Source organism: Streptomyces umbrinus (assembly GCF_030817415.1).
In the GTDB taxonomy this organism is placed as follows: domain Bacteria; phylum Actinomycetota; class Actinomycetes; order Streptomycetales; family Streptomycetaceae; genus Streptomyces; species Streptomyces umbrinus_A.
The window spans coordinates 9,615,603-9,633,964 of record NZ_JAUSZI010000002.1 but is presented as its reverse complement, the minus strand read 5'-3'; the positions used below and the strand labels follow the sequence as shown (position 1 = coordinate 9,633,964).

The 18,362-nt window shown below is 71.2% G+C and carries 13 protein-coding genes; 8 read left to right on the top strand and 5 right to left on the bottom strand.

All coding sequences use genetic code 11. The features are described from left to right. Positions 1–26: 26 nt before the first annotated feature. The 3 genes from QF035_RS42550 (at position 27) to glpK (ending at position 4,687) form a co-directional block, all read left to right on the top strand. A complete protein-coding gene (locus QF035_RS42550; protein ID WP_307526804.1) occupies positions 27–1,679 on the top strand; it encodes a GGDEF domain-containing protein in 1,653 nt (550 codons plus the stop codon). Positions 1,680–2,414: 735 nt separating this feature from the next. Beyond that, positions 2,415–3,140: an MIP/aquaporin family protein gene (locus tag QF035_RS42545; protein WP_055613366.1), complete on the top strand. Its 726-nt coding sequence runs from the start codon at positions 2,415–2,417 to the stop codon at positions 3,138–3,140. A gap of 35 nt (positions 3,141–3,175) precedes the next feature. Next, complete coding sequence (gene glpK / locus QF035_RS42540) at positions 3,176–4,687, top strand: glycerol kinase GlpK (protein ID WP_307526801.1); 1,512 nt, start codon at positions 3,176–3,178, stop codon at positions 4,685–4,687. A gap of 167 nt (positions 4,688–4,854) precedes the next feature. Here glpK and QF035_RS42535 read toward each other — a convergent pair whose 3' ends face one another. Then, positions 4,855–5,460: a GTP-binding protein gene (locus tag QF035_RS42535; RefSeq protein ID WP_307526799.1), complete on the bottom strand. Its 606-nt coding sequence runs from the start codon at positions 5,458–5,460 to the stop codon at positions 4,855–4,857. After that, positions 5,441–9,271, bottom strand: coding sequence for a hydantoinase B/oxoprolinase family protein (locus QF035_RS42530; RefSeq protein WP_307526797.1), 3,831 nt, complete (start codon positions 9,269–9,271; stop codon positions 5,441–5,443). The genes QF035_RS42535 and QF035_RS42530 overlap by 20 nt, the downstream gene beginning before the upstream one ends. Positions 9,272–9,508: 237 nt before the next feature. Between QF035_RS42530 and QF035_RS42525 the strand changes: the two genes are divergently transcribed. The 4 genes from QF035_RS42525 to QF035_RS42510 all read left to right on the top strand — a co-directional run bounded on the left by QF035_RS42525 (position 9,509) and on the right by QF035_RS42510 (position 13,112). Next, complete coding sequence (locus QF035_RS42525; protein ID WP_307526795.1) at positions 9,509–10,375, top strand: IclR family transcriptional regulator; 867 nt, start codon at positions 9,509–9,511, stop codon at positions 10,373–10,375. Positions 10,376–10,604: 229 nt separating this feature from the next. Next, complete coding sequence (locus QF035_RS42520) at positions 10,605–11,498, top strand: 3-keto-5-aminohexanoate cleavage protein (RefSeq protein ID WP_307526793.1); 894 nt, start codon at positions 10,605–10,607, stop codon at positions 11,496–11,498. 133 nt (positions 11,499–11,631) lie between these two features. Then, complete coding sequence (locus QF035_RS42515; protein WP_373466815.1) at positions 11,632–12,636, top strand: 3-hydroxyacyl-CoA dehydrogenase NAD-binding domain-containing protein; 1,005 nt, start codon at positions 11,632–11,634, stop codon at positions 12,634–12,636. After that, positions 12,633–13,112 (top strand): thioesterase family protein, encoded by a 480-nt coding sequence (locus tag QF035_RS42510; RefSeq protein ID WP_307526791.1) that lies wholly within the window; start codon positions 12,633–12,635, stop codon positions 13,110–13,112. The genes QF035_RS42515 and QF035_RS42510 overlap by 4 nt, the downstream gene beginning before the upstream one ends. 70 nt (positions 13,113–13,182) lie before the next feature. On the opposite strand, the gene QF035_RS42505 is transcribed toward QF035_RS42510, so the two are convergent. The 3 genes from QF035_RS42505 to QF035_RS42495 are packed head-to-tail and all read right to left on the bottom strand — an operon-like array spanning position 13,183 to position 17,018. Further along, positions 13,183–13,578 carry a DUF742 domain-containing protein gene (locus QF035_RS42505; RefSeq protein WP_055613361.1) on the bottom strand — a complete coding sequence of 132 codons (396 nt, stop codon included), beginning with the start codon at positions 13,576–13,578 and terminating at the stop codon, positions 13,183–13,185. A 9-nt stretch (positions 13,579–13,587) separates the two neighbouring features. After that, positions 13,588–14,028, bottom strand: coding sequence for a roadblock/LC7 domain-containing protein (locus QF035_RS42500; RefSeq protein ID WP_055613360.1), 441 nt, complete (start codon positions 14,026–14,028; stop codon positions 13,588–13,590). Further along, a complete protein-coding gene (locus tag QF035_RS42495) occupies positions 14,025–17,018 on the bottom strand; it encodes a sensor histidine kinase (RefSeq protein ID WP_307526787.1) in 2,994 nt (997 codons plus the stop codon). The genes QF035_RS42500 and QF035_RS42495 overlap by 4 nt, the downstream gene beginning before the upstream one ends. A gap of 609 nt (positions 17,019–17,627) precedes the next feature. Here QF035_RS42495 and QF035_RS42490 point away from each other — a divergent pair. Further along, the gene (locus QF035_RS42490) at positions 17,628–18,227 is read left to right on the top strand and encodes a hypothetical protein (RefSeq protein ID WP_373467019.1); all 600 of its coding nucleotides are present in this window, start codon (positions 17,628–17,630) and stop codon (positions 18,225–18,227) included. The last annotated feature ends 135 nt before the right edge of the window (positions 18,228–18,362 follow it).

Genomic DNA, 18,362 nt, shown 5'->3' with positions numbered 1-18,362 from the left:
TACGCGGGTGGCGTCATTATGCTTCCGTGCCCTCCTGGACGGATACTGTCCGCTTCGCCTTCCAGCCGGTCGTCAATCTGACGACCGGAGGGGTCACGGCGCTGGAGATACTCGCCCGTCCGGAGTCCGGTGACATCCTCGCGCAGGCGCGCCGGGATCCCGAACTCGACGGCCGGCTGGCCGCGTTGGCGATGCGGGCGGCGGCCCGTCAGGAGACGCTGCTGCCGCTGCACGTCAACGTGTTCGCCGGGACCCTCGCCGATCTCGGAGGGCTCGCGGCGCTCCGTGACGAGGTGCGGGAGGCCGGGCGCATGCCGTGGGAGGTGACGGTCGACGTCGGCCCGCCCTTCACCCACGTACCGCACCAGGCGCTCGTCGAAGCAGTGTCGGTGCTGCGGGACGAGGGCTTCCGGATCTGCGCGGACGGCATCGGCGACGGTGACGTACCCCTGCGGGTGCTCGCGGATCTCGCGCCCGACCTGGTGAAGCTGGACGCGTCCCTGCTGTCCAGGCCGGCGGTGGTGCGGGCGATGCGCACGCTGTGCGAGCAGCTCGGGGCGCTGCTGTCCGTCGAGGGCGTGGAGACCGAGTCGCAGTGCGCGGCGGCGGTGTCCGCGGGCGCGCAGTTGGCGCAGGGCGAGCTGTTCGCGCCTCCGGCGCGGCGGCCCGCGGCGGATGTGTACGTTCCGGCCCTCTCTCCCGTGGCCGCGGCGACGCCGCCCTACGGGCCGCCCGTACGACAGTTCGTACGGCCTGCCGCGCTGTTGCCCGCCGGGGCGTCGGCGGGGCAGGTGCGAGCGCTGCTGACCGGGTCGCCGGACGTCTCCGGGGTGGTGCTCGTGGACGCAGCCGGAGTGCCTGTGCGGTCGGTGCACCGGTCGCGGTTCCTGCTGTCGCTGTCGGGGCGCTATGGGCACGCGCTGTACGCCGACCGGCCCGCCGCGAGGCTGGGTGATCCGCCGCGCACGGTCGGGGTCGACGCGACCGCGTGGGAGGTTCTCGACGTGGTGGCGGACGGGGCGCGTGACCGTACGTCGGACGATGTCGCGGTCGTCGACCGGCTCGGGCGGTGCGTGGGCGTCGTACGGCTGGCGGATCTCGTACGGGCGCTGGCGGAGAGCCGTGTCGAGGAGGCCGCCGGGCTCAATCCGCTGACGCGGCTGCCCGGTTCGGACACGATCACCGGTGAGGTGGACCGGTGGATCGCCGACGGGCGGGTGTTCACGCTCAGTTGGCTGGACGTCGACGGCTTCAAGCGGGTCAACGACGGTGCGGGGTTCGCGGCCGGCGACGAACTGATCCGGGCGGTGGGGCGGGCGTTGCAGGCGGCCGCGTCCGGGGCCACACGCGTGGGGCACATCGGCGGTGACGACTTCCTGGTCCTGGCGGATCCGGAGTGGCTCGATCCACTGGCCACGTCGGTGCTCGACACACCCTGGTCGGCGGGCGGGCTCGCCGTCACGCTGTCCCTCGCCACCGTGCTGTGCGCCCCCGGCAGCGTCACCGACCACCGTGAGGCCGCCGCGTCTCTGGCGCCCCTCAAGCAGGCCGCGAAGTCCCTCCGGGGGGCCAGTTGGGTGCTCGGCCGTGCGGGCCTGCCCGGCCACGAGATCCGACGGGGCTCGGGAGCGGCGCCGGCGCATGCCGAGAGTTGGGCGGGCGGGCCCGGGCGGGGGTGAGGTGCCCTCGGCCGCGGGCCGGCCGAGCGGTGGCGGGGGGGTGCCGCGGTGGTGGGTCGGCCGGGGCTCAGGGTGCTTGCCACCCCGGGGCGACCGGCAGGCGCGCGGGCAGCTGAGAGCTCCCGGGCGGCTGAGGACTGGGGTCAGCTGTCGACTGCCGAGCGGCTGAGGGCCGCAGGGACAGCACCGGCTCGCCCCGCGGTGCCGTGAAGGTCACGCCACCGGCCCGGCCGATTCGGGAGATCTCCCGGGCCGCCTTCGCCGCCCGGGTCACCGGCACCCACGCCCTGCACCGACGTGCACGCACTCCGAAGGCCGCGTTCCCCGCTGACCGGCCGAGCGCCGACGAGCCCCGGCCGGCTCCCGCCGCGGAACCCCCCGTCCTCACGCTCTCCGCCGCCGTATACGCACCCCGGAACGCGGCCGCCCCGTCGAGTCGTCTGCGCGGGCGCGAACCGTTGTCGCCCGCGACCTTGACGCTCCCACAGTGCCGGTGAACACTTCCGGTGTCAGTCGGCATCGCCGCATTCCGGCGTATTCAGGCACTGCGCCGCGCAGGCCCTGGCCTGCGCCAACGGGTCATGCCCCCACGGGCGATCCGACTACGACGGCACGCTCGTCACGGACGCCGGGCGGGGCGCGGGATCTCCCTGTCCTCGGCTGAAGTAGCCATGGGAACGCACCCTGCACGGTGGACCGGGGCGGATCGCCCCGGGCTTGGGCCTAGGAGCCGCCATGAGCAACGGAGACATTTTCGTCGGTGAGGTCATCGGCACAGCGATTCTGATCCTCTTCGGCGCCGGAGTGGTCGCCGCGGTCGTACTCAACTACTCCAAGGCGAAGGACGCCGGCTGGGTCGTCATCGCGTTCGGCTGGGGCTTCGGCGTACTGGCCGGGGCCTACACCGCGGCGCCGCTGTCCGGCGGGCACCTCAACCCGGCGGTGACCGTCGGCATCGCCATAGACACCGGGGACTGGGACAAGGTCCACATCTACATCGCCGGACAGATGGTCGGCGCCTTCCTGGGCGCCGTGCTGTGCTGGCTGGTCTACTACGCCCAGTTCCAGGCCAACGCCGACGAGGAGATAGCGCAGCCCACGCTCGGGATCTTCTCCACCGGCCCCGCGATCCGCAATCCCGTGGCGAACCTCATCACCGAGATCATCGCGACCATCGGTCTGGTACTGCCGATCCTGGCGTTCGGCCTCACCAAGGGGCTCGGCGAGTCCGGCACCGCGATCCTGATCGTGTCGTTCCTGGTGGTCGGCATCGGTCTGTCACTCGGTGGTCCCACGGGGTACGCCATCAACCCGGCCCGTGACCTGGGCCCGCGCATCGCTCACGCCATCCTGCCGATCCCCAACAAGGGGACCTCGGACTGGAGCTACTCGTGGATCCCGGTGGTGGGGCCGCTGATCGGCGGAGTGCTTGCCGGGCTCATCTTCAAAGCAGCCTTCTGAGGCAGCCGTCCGAAGAATCCGACGAAGGGGACGTCATGACGGACAAGTTCGTCGCCGCAATCGACCAGGGCACCACGTCCAGCCGCTGCATCGTCTTCAACCAGGACGGCGCCATCGTCGCCGTCGACCAGCGAGAACACCGCCAGATCTTCCCCAAGCCGGGCTGGGTGGAGCACGACGCCACCGAGATCTGGTCGAAGGTGCAGGCCGTGGTCGCGGGCGCGCTCGCGAAGGCGGGGCTCCGCGCCGACCAGCTCAGCGCGCTGGGGATCACCAACCAGCGCGAGACGACGGTCCTGTGGGACCGCGCCACGGGCAAGCCCGTACACAACGCGATCGTCTGGCAGGACACCCGTACCTCCGCGCTCTGCAACGAACTCGGCGGCTCGGACGGGCAGGACCGTTTCCGTGAGCAGACCGGACTGCCCCTGGCCAGCTACTTCTCCGGGCCCAAGGCTGCCTGGCTGCTCGACAACGTGCCGGGACTTCGGGCCCGTGCCGAACGCGGCGAGATCGCCTTCGGCACGATCGACTCCTGGCTGATCTGGAACCTCACCGGCGGCACCGACGGCGGACGGCACGTCACCGACGTGACCAACGCCGGCCGCACCATGCTGATGAACCTCGAAACACTCCAGTGGGACCAGTCCATCCTCTCCGCGATGAACGTCCCCGAGGCCGTCCTCCCGGAGATCAAGTCCTCGTCCGAGGTGTACGGGACCGCCGTGGGCCAACTCGCGGGCGTCCCGGTGGCGTCGGCGCTGGGCGACCAGCAGGCGGCGGTGTTCGGACAGGCCTGCTACGACGTGGGCACGGCCAAGAACACGTACGGAACGGGCAGCTTCCTGCTGCTCAACACCGGGAACCGGCCCGTTCCCTCGAAGAACGGGCTCCTGACCACGATGGGGTACAAGATCGGCACGGAGGCGCCGGTCTACTGCCTCGAAGGGTCCATCGCGATCACCGGGGCGCTGGTGCAGTGGTTCCGCGACCAGCTCGGCATCATCCGTAGCGCCGACGAGATCGAGACCCTCGCCGCGAGCGTCGACGACAACGGTGGCGCGTACATCGTGCCCGCGTTCTCGGGCCTGTTCGCGCCCTACTGGCGTTCCGACGCGCGCGGTGTCGTCACCGGGCTGACCAGGTACGTCACGAAGGGGCACCTCGCGCGGGCCGTCCTGGAGGCGACGAGCTGGCAGACGCGTGAGGTCGTGGACGCGATGTTCCAGGACTCCGGGGTGCAGATCACGACCCTGAAGGTGGACGGCGGCATGACCAAGAACAATCTGCTGATGCAGCACCAGGCGGATGTCCTCGGGGTGCCGGTGATCCGCCCGAAGGTCTCCGAGACGACCTGCCTGGGCGCCGCGTACGCGGCCGGTCTGGCGACCGGGGTGTGGAACGACCTCGACGAGCTGAAGACGCACTGGCAGAAGGACGTCGAGTGGACGCCCGACATGGAGGCGTCCGTCCGTGACCGCGAGTACCACAACTGGCGCAAGGCGGTGGAGAAGAGCTTCGGCTGGCACGAGGACGGCGAGGGCTGACCCACCCGTTTTCGAGGTCCACGCGCGCGCGTGGACCTCGATGCCCACGTGAGCGGCCCATCGGCAGTGCCTGAGGACTGCGGCCCGTACCCCTGTCGGCGGGGGTACGGGCCGTACTCGTGCCGCTACTTGCTGCCCGGGCCGGCTGGGCGCCGCCGGCCGGTGTCTCAGGTGGTGACTGTCTGGCGGCGCTCGGCGGCGTACGCCATCGCGTGCTGGACGACCTCGATGAGGACTTCCTTGACCGACTCCCGGCCGCGCGCGTCACACAGGACGACGGGGACCCCGGGGTCCAGGTCGAGGGCCTGACGGACGTCATCGATGGGGTAACGGGCCGCGCCCTCGAAGCAGTTGACGCCCACCACGAACGGTATGGACCGGCGCTCGAAGTAGTCGACGGCGGCGAAGCAGTCCTCCAGGCGGCGGGTGTCGGCGAGGACGACGGCACCCAGGGCGCCGGTGGCGAGCTCGTCCCACAGGAACCAGAAGCGGTTCTGACCGGGTGTCCCGAAGAGGTACAGCACCAGGTCCTCGCGGAGCGTGATGCGGCCGAAGTCCATGGCGACCGTGGTGGTGTGCTTGCCCTCCACACCGCTGGTGTCGTCGACGGGACGCCCCGCCTCGGTCAGCAACTCCTCGGTGCGCAGCGGCTTGATCTCGCTGACGGCGCCGACCATGGTCGTCTTGCCCACGCCGAAGCCGCCCGCCACGAGGATCTTGAGCGTGACGGGCTCGACGGGGGCCTTGCCGCGCTCAGTGCGCCCGAAGATCATCGTTCTCTTCTCCTGCTTCAGTGGTGTCGCGTGCTTCGGTGGAGCTTGCATCGGTGGAGCCTGCTTGGGTGGTGGAGCCTGGTTCAGCGGTGGTGCTTGCTTCGGTGGTGCCGGGCGGTGGCGGCCCGTATCCGCCGCCGCCGGGTGTTTCGATGACCAGCACGTCGCCGGGTCCGACCTCGGCCGCGTCGCTCCCGGCGAGTTCGGTGACCGTGCCGTCCGCGCGCTCCACGCGGTTGGCGCCCAGCGTCCCGGGTTCGCCGCCCGCCATACCGTAGGGCGGGACCCTGCGGTGCTGGGAGAGCGTGGAGACGGTCATCGGCTCGTGGAACCGGATGCGGCGTACGGCACCGTCACCGCCCCGCCACCGTCCGGCCCCGCCGCTGCCGCGTCGTACGGCGAACTCGTCGAGCTGGACCGGCAGTCGCCACTCCAGGACCTCAGGGTCCGTGAGTCGCGAGTTGGTCATGTGGGTCTGTACGACGGGCGCGCCGGGGAAGCCGTCGCCCGCGCCGGACCCGGAGGCCACGGTCTCGTAGTACTGGAACCGCTCGTTGCCGAAGGTGACGTTGTTCATGGTGCCGGAGCCCTCGGCCTGCACCCGGAGAGCACCGTACAGGGCGCCGGTGATCGCCTGTGACGTCTCCACATTTCCCGCCACTACGGCGGCCGGAGGTTCCGGGGCGAGCATCGACCCGGGCGGCACGACGATGTCGAGGGGCCGCAGGCAGCCGTCGTTGAGCGGGATGTCGTCGGCGACCAAGGTGCGGAAGACGTACAGGACGGCCGCGTTGACCACCGCGAACGGCGCGTTGAAGTTGGTGGCGAGCTGCGGGGACGTGCCCGTGAAGTCGACCTTCGCGGAGCGTTTTTCGCGGTCTACGGAGACGTGGACCCGGATCACTGCACCGGAGTCGGTCTCGTAGGCGAACTCGCCGTCTTCAAGGGTGTCGATGACGCGGCGGACCGCCTCTTCGGCGTTGTCCTGGACGTGCTTCATGTACGCCTGGACGACGTCGAGCCCGAAGTGCTCGATCATGCGGGCGACTTCGTCGACGCCTTTCTGGTTGGCGGCGATCTGGGCGCGCAGGTCGGCGAGGTTGGTCGTCGGGTTGCGCGAGGGGTAGGGCGCCTCGGTGAGGAGGCTTCGGGTCTCGGCCTCCCTGAGGCGGCCGCCTTCCACGAGCAGCCAGTTGTCGAAGAGGATGCCTTCCTCCTCGATGGTGCGGCTGTTGGCGGGCATGGAGCCCGGCGCGATGCCGCCGATCTCCGCGTGGTGGCCGCGCGAGGCGACGTAGAAGAGGATGCGCCCGCCGTCGGCGCCGCCGCCGCCCGTCTCACCACCGCCTGTCTCGCCGCCGCCCGTCTCGTCGCCGCTCGTTGTGCCGTCACCCTCCGTGTCGAAGACCGGGGTGATCACCGTGACGTCGGGGAGGTGCGTGCCGCCGTGGTACGGGTCGTTGACCGCGTACGTGTCACCGGGGCGCATGCTGTCGCCGCGGCGGCGGATGACCTCCTTGACGCTGGTGCCCATCGAGCCCAAGTGCACTGGGATATGCGGGGCGTTGGCGACCAGATTGCCGTCGGGGTCGAAGAGTGCGCAGGAGAAGTCCAGACGCTCCTTGATGTTGACGGACTGGGCGGTGGACTCCAGGCGGGCGCCCATCTGTTCGGCGATGGCCATGAAGAGGCTGTTGAAGACTTCGAGGAGAACGGGGTCGACTTCCGTGCCGAGATCGGAACTCTCCGTGACCGCCACGCGTTCCATGACCAGATGCCCGTCGTCGGTCATGGCCGCCTGCCAGCCGTCGTCGACGACGGTCGTCGAGCTGGCCTCGGTGATGATCGCGGGGCCGGTGACGGTGTCGCCCGGGGGCAGTTCCTCGCGGCGGTGCAGGGGTACGTCGCGCCAGGTTCCGCCGGTGTGGAGGCTGACCGTCTCCGGGGTGCCAGGAGCGGAGTGCGGGGTGACCAGGGCGGAGAGATCGGGGGGTTCGGTGAGACCGGTGGCTTCCACGGAGAGGGCTTCGACGACGACCGGACGGTCGAGGGTGAAGGAGTAGGTGGCGCGATGGCGGTCTTCGAAGGCGCGGGTCATGGCGTCGGGCTCGGTCAGCTCGACGGTGAGCGCCGTGTCCGTGCCGTCATAGCGCAGTTGGGCCCGGCGGGTGACCCGGATGCGGTCCTCGGGGACGTCCTCGGCGAGGAGTTCGGCGCGGGCCGCGCCCTCCAGGCCGTCGGCGGTCTTGAGGATGCCCGGCATCGCGGAGGCTTCCAGGGGCGCCTCGACGGACTGTTCGCGCATGGCCGTGGTGTCGGCGAGCCCGATGCCGAGCGCGGAGAGCACCCCGGCCATGGGCGGCACGAGGACCGTGCGGATGCCGAGCGAGTCGGCGACCATGCACGCGTGCTGGCCGCCCGCACCGCCGAAGGTGGTCAGTGCGTAGCGGGTGACGTCGTGGCCCTTCTGGACCGAGATGCGCTTCACGGCGTTGGCGATGTTGGCCACGGCGATCTGCAGATAGCCCTCGGCGACCTGCTCGGGGGTGCGGTCGTCGCCGGTCCGCTCGCGGATCTCGTCGGCGAGGGCGGTGAAGCGGTCGCGGACGAGGGTGTCGTCGAGCGACTGGTCGCCGTCGGAGCCGAACACCCTGGGGAAATGGGCGGGTTGGATCCGGCCGAGGGCCACGTTGGCGTCGGTGACGGTGAGCGGGCCTCCGCCGCGATAGCAGGCGGGGCCGGGGTCCGCTCCCGCCGAGTCCGGCCCTACGCGATAGCGGGAGCCGTCGAAGTGGAGGACGGATCCGCCGCCCGCCGCGACGGTGTGGATGTCGAGCATGGGCGCGCGCAGCCGGACTCCGGCGATCTGGGTGGTGAAGACACGTTCGTACTCGCCCGCGAAGTGCGAGACGTCCGTGGAGGTACCGCCCATGTCGAAGCCGATGACCCGGTCGAAGCCGGCCAGTTGCGACATCCGCGCCATGCCGACGATGCCGCCGGCCGGCCCGGAGAGGATGGCGTCCTTGCCGCGGAACTGTCCGGCTTCGGCGAGGCCGCCGTTGGACTGCATGAACATCAGCCGTACGCCCCGGAGTTCGTCGGCGACGTGCTGGACGTAGCGGCGCAGGACCGGCGACAGATAGGCGTCGACGACGGCCGTGTCGCCGCGCGGGACGAGTTTCATCAGGGGGCTGACCTCGCTGGAGAGCGAGATCTGCGGGAAGCCGGTGCGGGCGGCCAGCTCACCGACGGCCTGTTCGTGGGCGGGGTGGAGGTGACTGTGCATGCAGACGACGGCGACGGCACGGATTCCGGCGTCGTACGCCTCCTGGAGGGGCCCGGCGAGGGCCTCCAGGTCGGGGGCGCGCAGGACGGTGCCGTCGGCGGCGATGCGTTCGTCGACCTCGATGACGCGTTCGTGGAGCAGTTCGGGGAGTTCGATCTCACGGGCGAAGATCCGCGGGCGGTTCTGATAGGCGATCCGCAGCGCGTCGCGGAAGCCGCGGGTGACGACGAGGAGGGTGCGTTCGCCCTTGCGCTCCAGGAGTGCGTTGGTGGCGACGGTGGTGCCCATACGAACGGATTCCACCGGTAGGCCGTTCTGGTGACCGGGGTCCTGCTCGGCCGCCCGTCCTGTTGAGGCGTCACCGGCTTCGGTGAGGAGTTCGCGAATGCCTGCCACGGCCGCGTCGGCGTACCGGGACGGGTTGTCCGAGAGGAGTTTGCGGGTGAGCAGCCGTCCGTCGGGGCGCTGGGCGACGACATCGGTGAAGGTGCCACCGCGGTCGACCCAGAACTGCCAGCCCTTCACGTCTGTCTCCCCGATGTCGCGCTGCTCCGACCCTGAGCCGGAGGTGCCTTTCGACGATCGGTCAGATCATATCGGGGTCCGGCACCTCGGCGTTCGGTCCGGAGCGGGGGGCACTTCTCGGCGCAGGCACCATGGCCGGCCTCTCCTCTGATCACTTGGTCGTTCACATAGCGCGATAGCTGAACGGATGATGAGAAGCTGGACCGAAGTCAAGCCGGTACCGTCAGGAGCCAAGGAATGCCTACGCCCAAGCCCCCTCGCGCCCACGACAGCGACACAGACACAAGTACCAGCACCAGCACCGCCGACGGCACTGACGGCACCGCCTCGCGCCTCGCCGAGCCCGGTGGATCATCCGGCAAGGTCCAGTCCCTGGAGCGCGCGATCACGCTGCTGGAGGCGACGGCGGACAGCGCGCCGGACGGCGACACCGCGACGAATCTCGCAAGCCGCTGCGGGCTCAACCGGGCCACGGCCTGGCGGCTGCTGTCCACCATGGAGCAGTACGGCCTGGTCGAGCGCGATCCGCTGACCAGCCGTTACACCGTGGGTTTCGCGGTCGCCCGGATGGCCTCGGCCGCCGGGTTCGACGGGCTGATCCGGCGCTCGCACGGCATCCTGCGCCAGGTCTGCGAGCAGACGGGCGAGACGGCCAACCTCGCGGTGGTGCAGCAGCTCGGGCTGACGTACGTCGACGAGGTGACTCCCCCGGTGGTCCTCAGCGCCAAGTGGCTCGGGCGGCAGGCGCCGCTGCACGCCACCTCGACCGGGAAGGCGCTGCTGGCCTGGCTGCCGGCGGAGGAGGTGGACGTGCTGCTGGCCGAGCCGCTGACCGCGTACACCGACACGACGATCGCCGACCGGGGGCGGCTGCGCGCGGAGCTGGCTGAGACGCGGGAGCGCGGATACAGCGTGTGCGCGGGTGAGATGGAGCGGAATCTGTACGGGGTGTCCGCACCCGTCCTCGGCACCCGCGACCGGCCGTTCGCCGTGCTCAGCATCTGGGGCCCGCAGGACCGGGTGCCCGAGTCCCGTTTCCCGGCGCTGGGCGCGCTGGCGTGTGGCGCGGCCGACGAAGTGGCGCGGGCGGCACGCGCGTTGTGACACCTCGGGGCGGGCGGCCGGTTCCTCGGAGGAGCGGGCAGTGCCGGTGGTCCGGCAGTAGCCGCGGGACCAGCACCGGGGGTGGCGCAGTGCTCCCCCGCCGGTGCCCTCGGCGGGCGCCCTTGACGGACGACGACTCCAGGCGGCATGTTCGTTATATGCGACGCATGAACGCCATGCGAGCAACCGTCCCACCCGAAACCCACCCCCGCACAGCGGAGGCCCCCACATGACCATGAACCAGGACGTCATCATCACGTGCGCCCTCACCGGTGCCGGCGACACCGTGCGGAAGAGCCCGCACGTCCCCGTGACCCCCGAGCAGATCGCCCGCTCCGCCGTCGAGGCAGCGGATGCCGGAGCGGCCGCAGTCCATATCCACGTGCGCGATCCGGAGACGGGGGCGCCCTCCCGTGACCCGCGGCTGTACCGGGAGGTCGTCGAGCGCATCAGGGAGACCGGCACGGACGTCGTCGTCAACCTGACCGCGGGCATGGGCGGCGACCTGGTCATCGACCCGGAGGAGCCGCTGAGGCACCTGCCCGGCACCGACCTCGTGGGCGGACTCGACCGGTTGCCGCACGTCGAGGACCTGCTGCCCGACATCTGCACGCTGGACTGCGGCTCCCTCAACTTCGGCGACGGCTCGAACCTCTATGTGTCCACCCCGGACATGCTCCGTACGGGGGCGAGGCGCATCCAGGAGCTGGGCGTACGGCCCGAGTTGGAGATCTTCGACACCGGGCACCTCTGGTTCGCCAAGCAGTTGCGCACCGAGGGGCTGCTGGACGATCCGACCGTCTTCCAGCTGTGCATGGGCATCCCTTGGGGCGCGCCCGCCGATCCGGGCGTACTGCAGTCGATGGTGAACATGCTGCCGGAGGGCGCCCAGTGGGCCAGCTTCGCCCTCGGGCGGATGCAGATGCCGTGGGTCGCCCAGTCGGTGCTGCTCGGCGGGCACGTCCGGGTCGGTCTGGAGGACAACCTCTACCTCGGCAAGGGCGTCAAGGCGACCAACGCGCAACTGGTCGAGCGCGCGGTGACGATCGTCGAGGCGATGGGGGCCCGCGTCGCGACGCCGGACGAGGCCCGGCTGAGGCTCGGCCTCAAGCCACGTGGCTGACCCGCGGAGCCCGGAGCGCGCCGATCGCGCGCTCCATCGGGGCCTCGCGCCCCACCGAGACCGTGCGCCTCACAGACCACCGGCCACAGCCGCCGTCCCGACACGCCCCCCACGCCGAGCCCTCAAGGAGCCCTTGGTGCCCCACACTTCAGACTCCCCCGACACCACACAGACCTCAGTGTCCCGGCCCGCCCCCCAGGACGTACGCACCGTGGCCTGCGTCGGTGCCGGGGTCATCGGCGGCGGCTGGGTCGCCCACTTCCTGGCCCGCGGCTACGCCGTCAGGGCCTGGGACCCGGCGCCCGACGCCGAGGCCCGGCTGCGCCGTCTGGTGGACGCCGCGTGGCCCGCGCTGCAGCAGTTGGGCCTCGCCCCGGGCGCCTCCCCGGCCCGTCTGACGGTCACCGACACGCTCGAAGAGGCGGTGTCGGACGCCCAGTTCGTGCAGGAGAGCGCCCCGGAGAAGCTGGAGCTCAAGCGCGAGCTGCTGACGAAACTGGACGCGGCGACGCCCGCCGGGATCGTCATCGCCTCGTCCACGTCCGGCTATCCGATGACGGACATGCAGACGGAGGCCGTCACCCCGGGCCGGCTGGTCGTCGGCCACCCCTTCAATCCGCCGTACCTCGTCCCGCTCGTCGAGGTCGTCGGCGGCGAGCACACGGACGCGGCGGCGGTCGAGTGGGCCTCCCGCTTCTACGAGGTCGCGGGCAAGTCCGTGATCACCATGGAGCGCGAGGTCCCCGGTTTCATCGCCAACCGTCTCCAGGAGGCGCTGTGGCGGGAGGCCCTGCACATGGTCGCCAACGGCGAGGCGACGGTGCGTGAGATAGACAGGTCCATCACCGAGGGCCCCGGTCTGCGCTGGGCGTTCATGGGCCCGATGCTCACCTTCGCCCTGGCAGGCGGGGAGGGCGGCATGGCGCACATGCTGGACCACTTCGGCCCGTCCCTGAAGTCCCCGTGGACCCGGCTGGAGGCCCCGGAGCTGGACCGGGCGCTCTACGACGCCGTCGTCGCGGGCTGCGAGGACGCCTCCGCCGGACGGACGATCGCGGACCTCGTCGCGGAGCGCGACCAGGGGGTCATAGACGTGCTGCGCGCCACCGGCCGGCTGCCCGGGACCGGCGCCCGATGACGTCCCTGCCCCTCTTCCGCGAGACCGTGCACCCCGAGTGGATCGACTACAACGGGCACTTGAGCGAGGCGTTCTACGTCCTCGTCTTCGGCCACGCCACCGACGCGATGATGGACGCGACGGGGATGGACGCCATGTACCGCGCGGACAGCGGCTGTTCGCTCTACACGGTCGAGTCGCACATCCGCTATCTGCGGGACGTACCCGAGGGGGCCCACCTGGGAGTCCGCACCCGGATCCTCGGGGCGGGCGGCAAGAAGGCGCACTTCACACACGAGATGTTCGTCCTGGACGCGGCGAATGCCGCACCTGACGCGGACGCCACGGTGGTCGCCACGTCGGAACTGCTCGCCCTCCACGTGGACCAGAAGGCGGGACGGGCCACCCCGTTCCCGGAGGGCGTCCGCGACCGGCTCGCCCCGCTGGTGGAGACGGCGCCCGTGTGGGCCGGGCGTTCCATCGCCCGGGTCGTCTGAAGGTTGTCCGACACGAAGCCCCCGCGCCGTCTGACGCGGAGGCCCGGACCGGCCGGGCCTCCGGGTCTCGTCACAGGGCCCGGAGGCCGCTGATCACATCGCGGAGAATGCTTTCGTCCGGCAGCTCGGCCGGTGGCACCGGACGCGTCACATGGACCAGCTCGTCATCCACGAGGTCGCCGATGAGGACGCGTACGACCCCGACGGGCAGGTCGAGTTCGGCGGCGAGTTCGGCGACCGACTGGGGGGCGTCACGGCAGAGCCCGACGATGTCCACATGTTCCGGAGACAGCGAGTGGTCCGCCTCCGGGTCGTCGGCGTGCAGCTCGGTCACGACCACCGCGATCAGGTCGAGGCGGTGCTGGGCCGCGCTGGTGGTGCGGCCGCGTGTCATGGCATACGGACGGACCACGGGTCCGGCCTCGTCGTCGAACCAGTGGGACATCCCCTGACTGTCTCCGCTCATGCCATCCCACTACCCGCCCGAGGGCAATTCGGTGCGTGGAGCGGCGGCCAGATGTGCGCCGACCCTCTTGACCAGCAGTGTCATCTCGTACGCGACCTGCCCGACATCGGAGTCGGAGTCGGAGAGGACCGCGAGGCAGCTGCCGTCGCCCGCCGCCGTGACGAACAGGAAGGCCTCGTCCAGTTCGACGATGGTCTGCCGGACGCTGCCCGCCTCGAAGTGGCGCCCGACGCCCTTGGCGAGGCTGTGGAACCCGGAGGCGACGGCGGCCAGATGTTCGCTGTCCTCCCTCGTCAGGTCGGTGGAGACCCCCGTGGGGAGGCCGTCCCCGGAGAGCACGAGTGCTTTGCGGATGCTGGCGACACGCGCCACCAAGTCGTCGAGGAGCCAGTTGAGTTCCCCCGTCGACGAGCTGGTCGTGGTGTGGCCGGCGGCCTTCGGTGCGGTCATCGACCGTCTCCCTTAGTCGTTCCTGGTGCTGTGCCGTCCTGGGCCTCGTCGCCCTCGGCGTTCTCCTCACGGCCGCGTCGCCAGCCGCGCTGGAGCGAAGCCATACGGTTGCGTACTTCGTCCGCGTCGCGCTCCGTCGGTTCCGCCCCGCGGACCGCGTCGTGCGCCGCCCGCCGGTCGGGGCCGTCCTTGAGCTGAGGGGCCAGATTGGCCTGCCGTACACGGCGGGGCAGCGCGCCGGTGCCACCCCCGGCAGCCGCGCCGGGGCGCGTTCCGCCGCCGGCCGGAGTACCGGGATGAGTGCCGCCCGACTCGCCGCCGCGACGCGAGGCGCGCTGCGGAAGGGCCGGGGCATCTGCGTCCCGGCGGCCTTCGACGGCCTCAGGTCCGCGCGTGAGCGCCTCGTCGGGGCCCGCCGGGCCGCTGGGGCCGCCGCCGCGTCCGAGCGCCTGACGGCGCTCCACAGCGCCGTCCGCCGAGTCGGTGGCTCCGGGCCAGTCGTCCGCGGAGTCCCGGCGGGAGCCGAGGGAGTCCCCGGGCTCGCGGCGGGACGGTCCTCGCCTGACGCTCCTCGACCGCTTCGGCAGGTCCTCCAGCACGCCGGGCCGCTCGGACGACTCCCGGGCCGCCTGGGGCAGTTCCGTCACCTCGTCGGCGTCCGCGCGGTCCGTCGCCTCGTCGCGCCGCGTCTTGGTCTGGGTCACGGGGCGCCCGTGGGAGCTGACGAGCTTGGGGGTCCGGCGGCGCGGAAGCTGTACGGGCGCGCCGGACGGCTCTTCGGCTCCTCCGTCGGCGTGCGACGGCTCGTGCGGATCCTGCCGTGCCTGCTGCTGGTCCCCCGGCACCCCTGCGATGGAGCGGCGCGGGCGGAAGATGCCGCCTCGTTCGGCGTCCTGGTCGTCGAGGGCGTCCGGGAAGTCGCCGAGGGCGTCCAGATCGACGGGCGCCTCGAGTTCGACAGGGCCGTCCAGCATCGAGGCGGTCCGGCCGGGCAGCGTGACCGGCACCTGGGACAGGGCCGCCGTACGGCTCTCGTCGCCGTCCTTCTTCGAGGGGAGCGCCCGGTCGAGCCGGAAGCCCATGCCGTTCGTGTCGGGCACGTCGTCCGAGAGGAGCGCGTCCGGGACGAAGACCACCGCGGTGGTGCCGCCGTACGGGGACGGCTGCAGCGAGACGCGGACGTTCTGCCGCTGGGCGAGCCGGCTGACCACGAAGAGACCGAGCCGGTCGGTGTCCGAGAGTTCGAACTCGGGGGTCTCGGCGAGCCGCAGGTTGGCGTCGAGGAGCGCCTCCGCGGCCATGCCGAGGCCGCGGTCGTGGATCTCCAGGGTGAAGCCGTTGGCGACACGCTCGCCGAGCACCTGGACGGCCGTGTGCGGCGGCGAGAACACCGTGGCGTTCTCCAGGAGTTCGGCCACCAGGTGGGTGACGTCGGCGACCGCGGACCCGGTGACGGCCATCCGCGGCAGCCGCCGTACCTCGATGCGCTCGTAGTCCTCGACCTCGGCGACGGCGGCGCGTACGACGTCCATCAGCTGGACGGGTTTGCGCCACTGCCGGGACGGGGCGGCGCCGGAGAGGATCACCAGGCCCTCGGCGTGCCGGCGCATACGGGTCGTCAGGTGGTCGAGGCGGAACAGGTCGGCGAGTTCGTCGGTGTCGTCGGTCCTGCGCTCCATGGTGTCGAGCAGGGTGAGCTGCTTGTGCAGCAGGACCTGGCTGCGGCGGGCGAGGTTCACGAAGACCTCGGAGACGCCGCTGCGCAGCTCGGACTGTTTGACGGCGGCCTCGACGGCGGCCCGCTGCAGGATGTTGAGGGCCTGGCTGACCTCGCCGATCTCGTTCTTCTCGTACTCCAGACGCGGGACCTCGGTCTCCACGTCGACCTGTTCGCCCGCGGAGAGGCGGCGCATCACGCTGGGCAGCCGTACGCCGGCGGTCTCGTGGGCCTCCTGGCGGAGCCGGCGCAGGTCGCGGACGAGGCTGCGGCCGATGCGTACGGACATGAAGAGCGAGACCAGCAGCGCGCCCAGGCCCAGCACCCCGGCGATGCCGGCCTTGACGATGACGCCGATCGCAACGGGGCGCACCCGGTCCTGGAAGCGGTCGCTCGCCTGGGTGTTGAGCTTGTCGAGCCCGTCGAGGACGTCGCCCGCGACGCCGTCCCAGCTCTTCGCGGTGACTCCGCGGGGCTCGCCGGGCGAGGAGGCGATGACGGACTGCTCGGCCACGCGCAGCGGTGCGGTGGAGGCGTTCTTCCAGTAGCGGTCGTAGCGTGCGCGCTCGGTGGTGGGCAGCAGCGGCAGGCCGACCTCGTACATGAGCGTGCGCTGGGCGACGAGGTCGGAGACGTCACGGGCCTCCTCGCGGGTCACCCGGCCGACGACGAGGGCGGAGCCGAGGAGGGCGTCCTCACGGGCGAGCAGCTCACGGGCGCGCGACATGTTGACGAGGGCACGACCCTGCTTGTCCACGTCCACGTTGTCCAGGACCTGGAGGTTGGCCAGGAGGGTGTAACAGGGGTCCACCAGGCGGTTGTAGAGGTAAAGAGCCTGCTCGCGGGTGACGGTGCCGTCCTCGACGGTCTGGCGCAGCGGACCGACGCCGTCGAAGGCGTCCAGGAGCGCGGTGAGCCGCTCGGTGGTGTCCGTGCCCATCTCGTCCCGTACGTCTCCGTCCTTGGCGTTCCGACGGATCTTCGACACGACCTCGTCGGTGGCGGTCCGGGTGCGCCGCAGATCGGCGAGTGCCTCGGAGGCCCGGGGGTCGGCGAGATAGACGAGCGTCTGGCGGCGCTCGTCCTGCAGGACGCTGATGACGTCCTCGGTCGGATAGCCGATCTCCTGGACGATGAACGTCGTGTCGAACAGCTGGTTGACCTCGCGCCCCGTGAGTACGGTGGCGAAGCCCCAGATCCCGGTCAGGGAAACCAGCGGCACGAGCAACAGCGCCACGATCTTCCGGCGGATGGACTTCCCGCGAAAGCGCATGGCCTCCCCCAGCTCGGCCCCCGGCGACCGGGGGCACACATGTGCGTCAACAAACGGCGTGAGCCTACTACCGACACAGTGGTATCTCGAAGGCCTGTCCGGACCGACTCGTTCCGGGACGGTAACAGGACATCGGCAGTTGTCCGTTCATTGCGGGAGATTGCCGCCCCGATTCCGACACGGGACACCGGGCGCCATCCGGTCCGCATAGCGGGCCAGTTGGCCGGAATTTTACGGTCGGCGGGAATCTTCGCGTTACGTCGATCGTCTGTCTGTACGGAAGTTGGAGGCGGAATCGGCGGCAGGTGCCGCATGCCGCGCCCAGGCAGCGTAAAACAGCGCAAGCCGGGCAGCCAATGGGGAGCCGGGGTTCTCGTGACTCCGGAGCAGGCGGTTGTCGGGCGGTTGGGGAGTGACGAGTTGATGGGCACGGCGGAGCGGCACGGGACAGCCGGGACGGGCGTCGCGGAAGCCACGGAGGCACGGCGGGGTCCACAGGCACCGGATCACGACATTCCGGTCGGCATCGCGGCCGACATCCCGATAAGGGCGGCCGAGAGGGAGTCCCCGGCAGGGATCGGGGCGAAGGCCGCACGGGGGGCCCGGTTCGTGGCGGGAGCGGATGCGGAGACCGGGACGGAAACCGTCGCGGATACGGAGGCGGAAGCGGAGCCGAAGGCCGATACGGAGACCGGGGCGGAAGCCGTCACGAAAACCGAGGCCGAATACGTCGTGAACGCCGGGGCGGATGCCGCCATGCGGGCCGAGGCGGAAGCCGTCATGGAGGCCGAGGCGGAGGCCGAAGAGCAGGGGTACTACCGGCAGTTGTGGGTCGAGGAGCCCGCGACCAGGCGCCGGCTGCCGGATCCCGTGCGGGCGTCCGCGGTGCGGGCCGTCATCATCATCGCCGTCACGCTGATCCAGGCGATGGTCGCCTTCCTGTGCACGCTGGCCGGTTCCTGGCTCGCGTTCCCCATGGTGCTGAGCAGCGTGGCAAGCACGGTGGTGGCCACCTGGGGCGCCCTGGACGTATGGGTGACGCGCCAGGTGTGGAACCAGCGCAACGGCGTGGTGTCGGTGCCCAGCAGCACGGCCCGCGCCCTGCGGCGCGAGCGGCGCAGGGCACGGCGCCAGGAGCGCGCGTCGGAGCGGACCAAGGAGCGGATACGCCGACAGGGCGGCGGCGCGGGCCAGTTGTCGCACTCCTAGTCGCACTCCCAGAGGCGGCGCCCCTCTGCTGGAAGGCGACGCCCCTTGGCGAACGCCTCACCGCAAGCACCCCCGGCAGCACTCCTCGGCGAGCGCTCCAGGGCGCTGCCTCGGGGTGCAGCCACGACGGCGCCC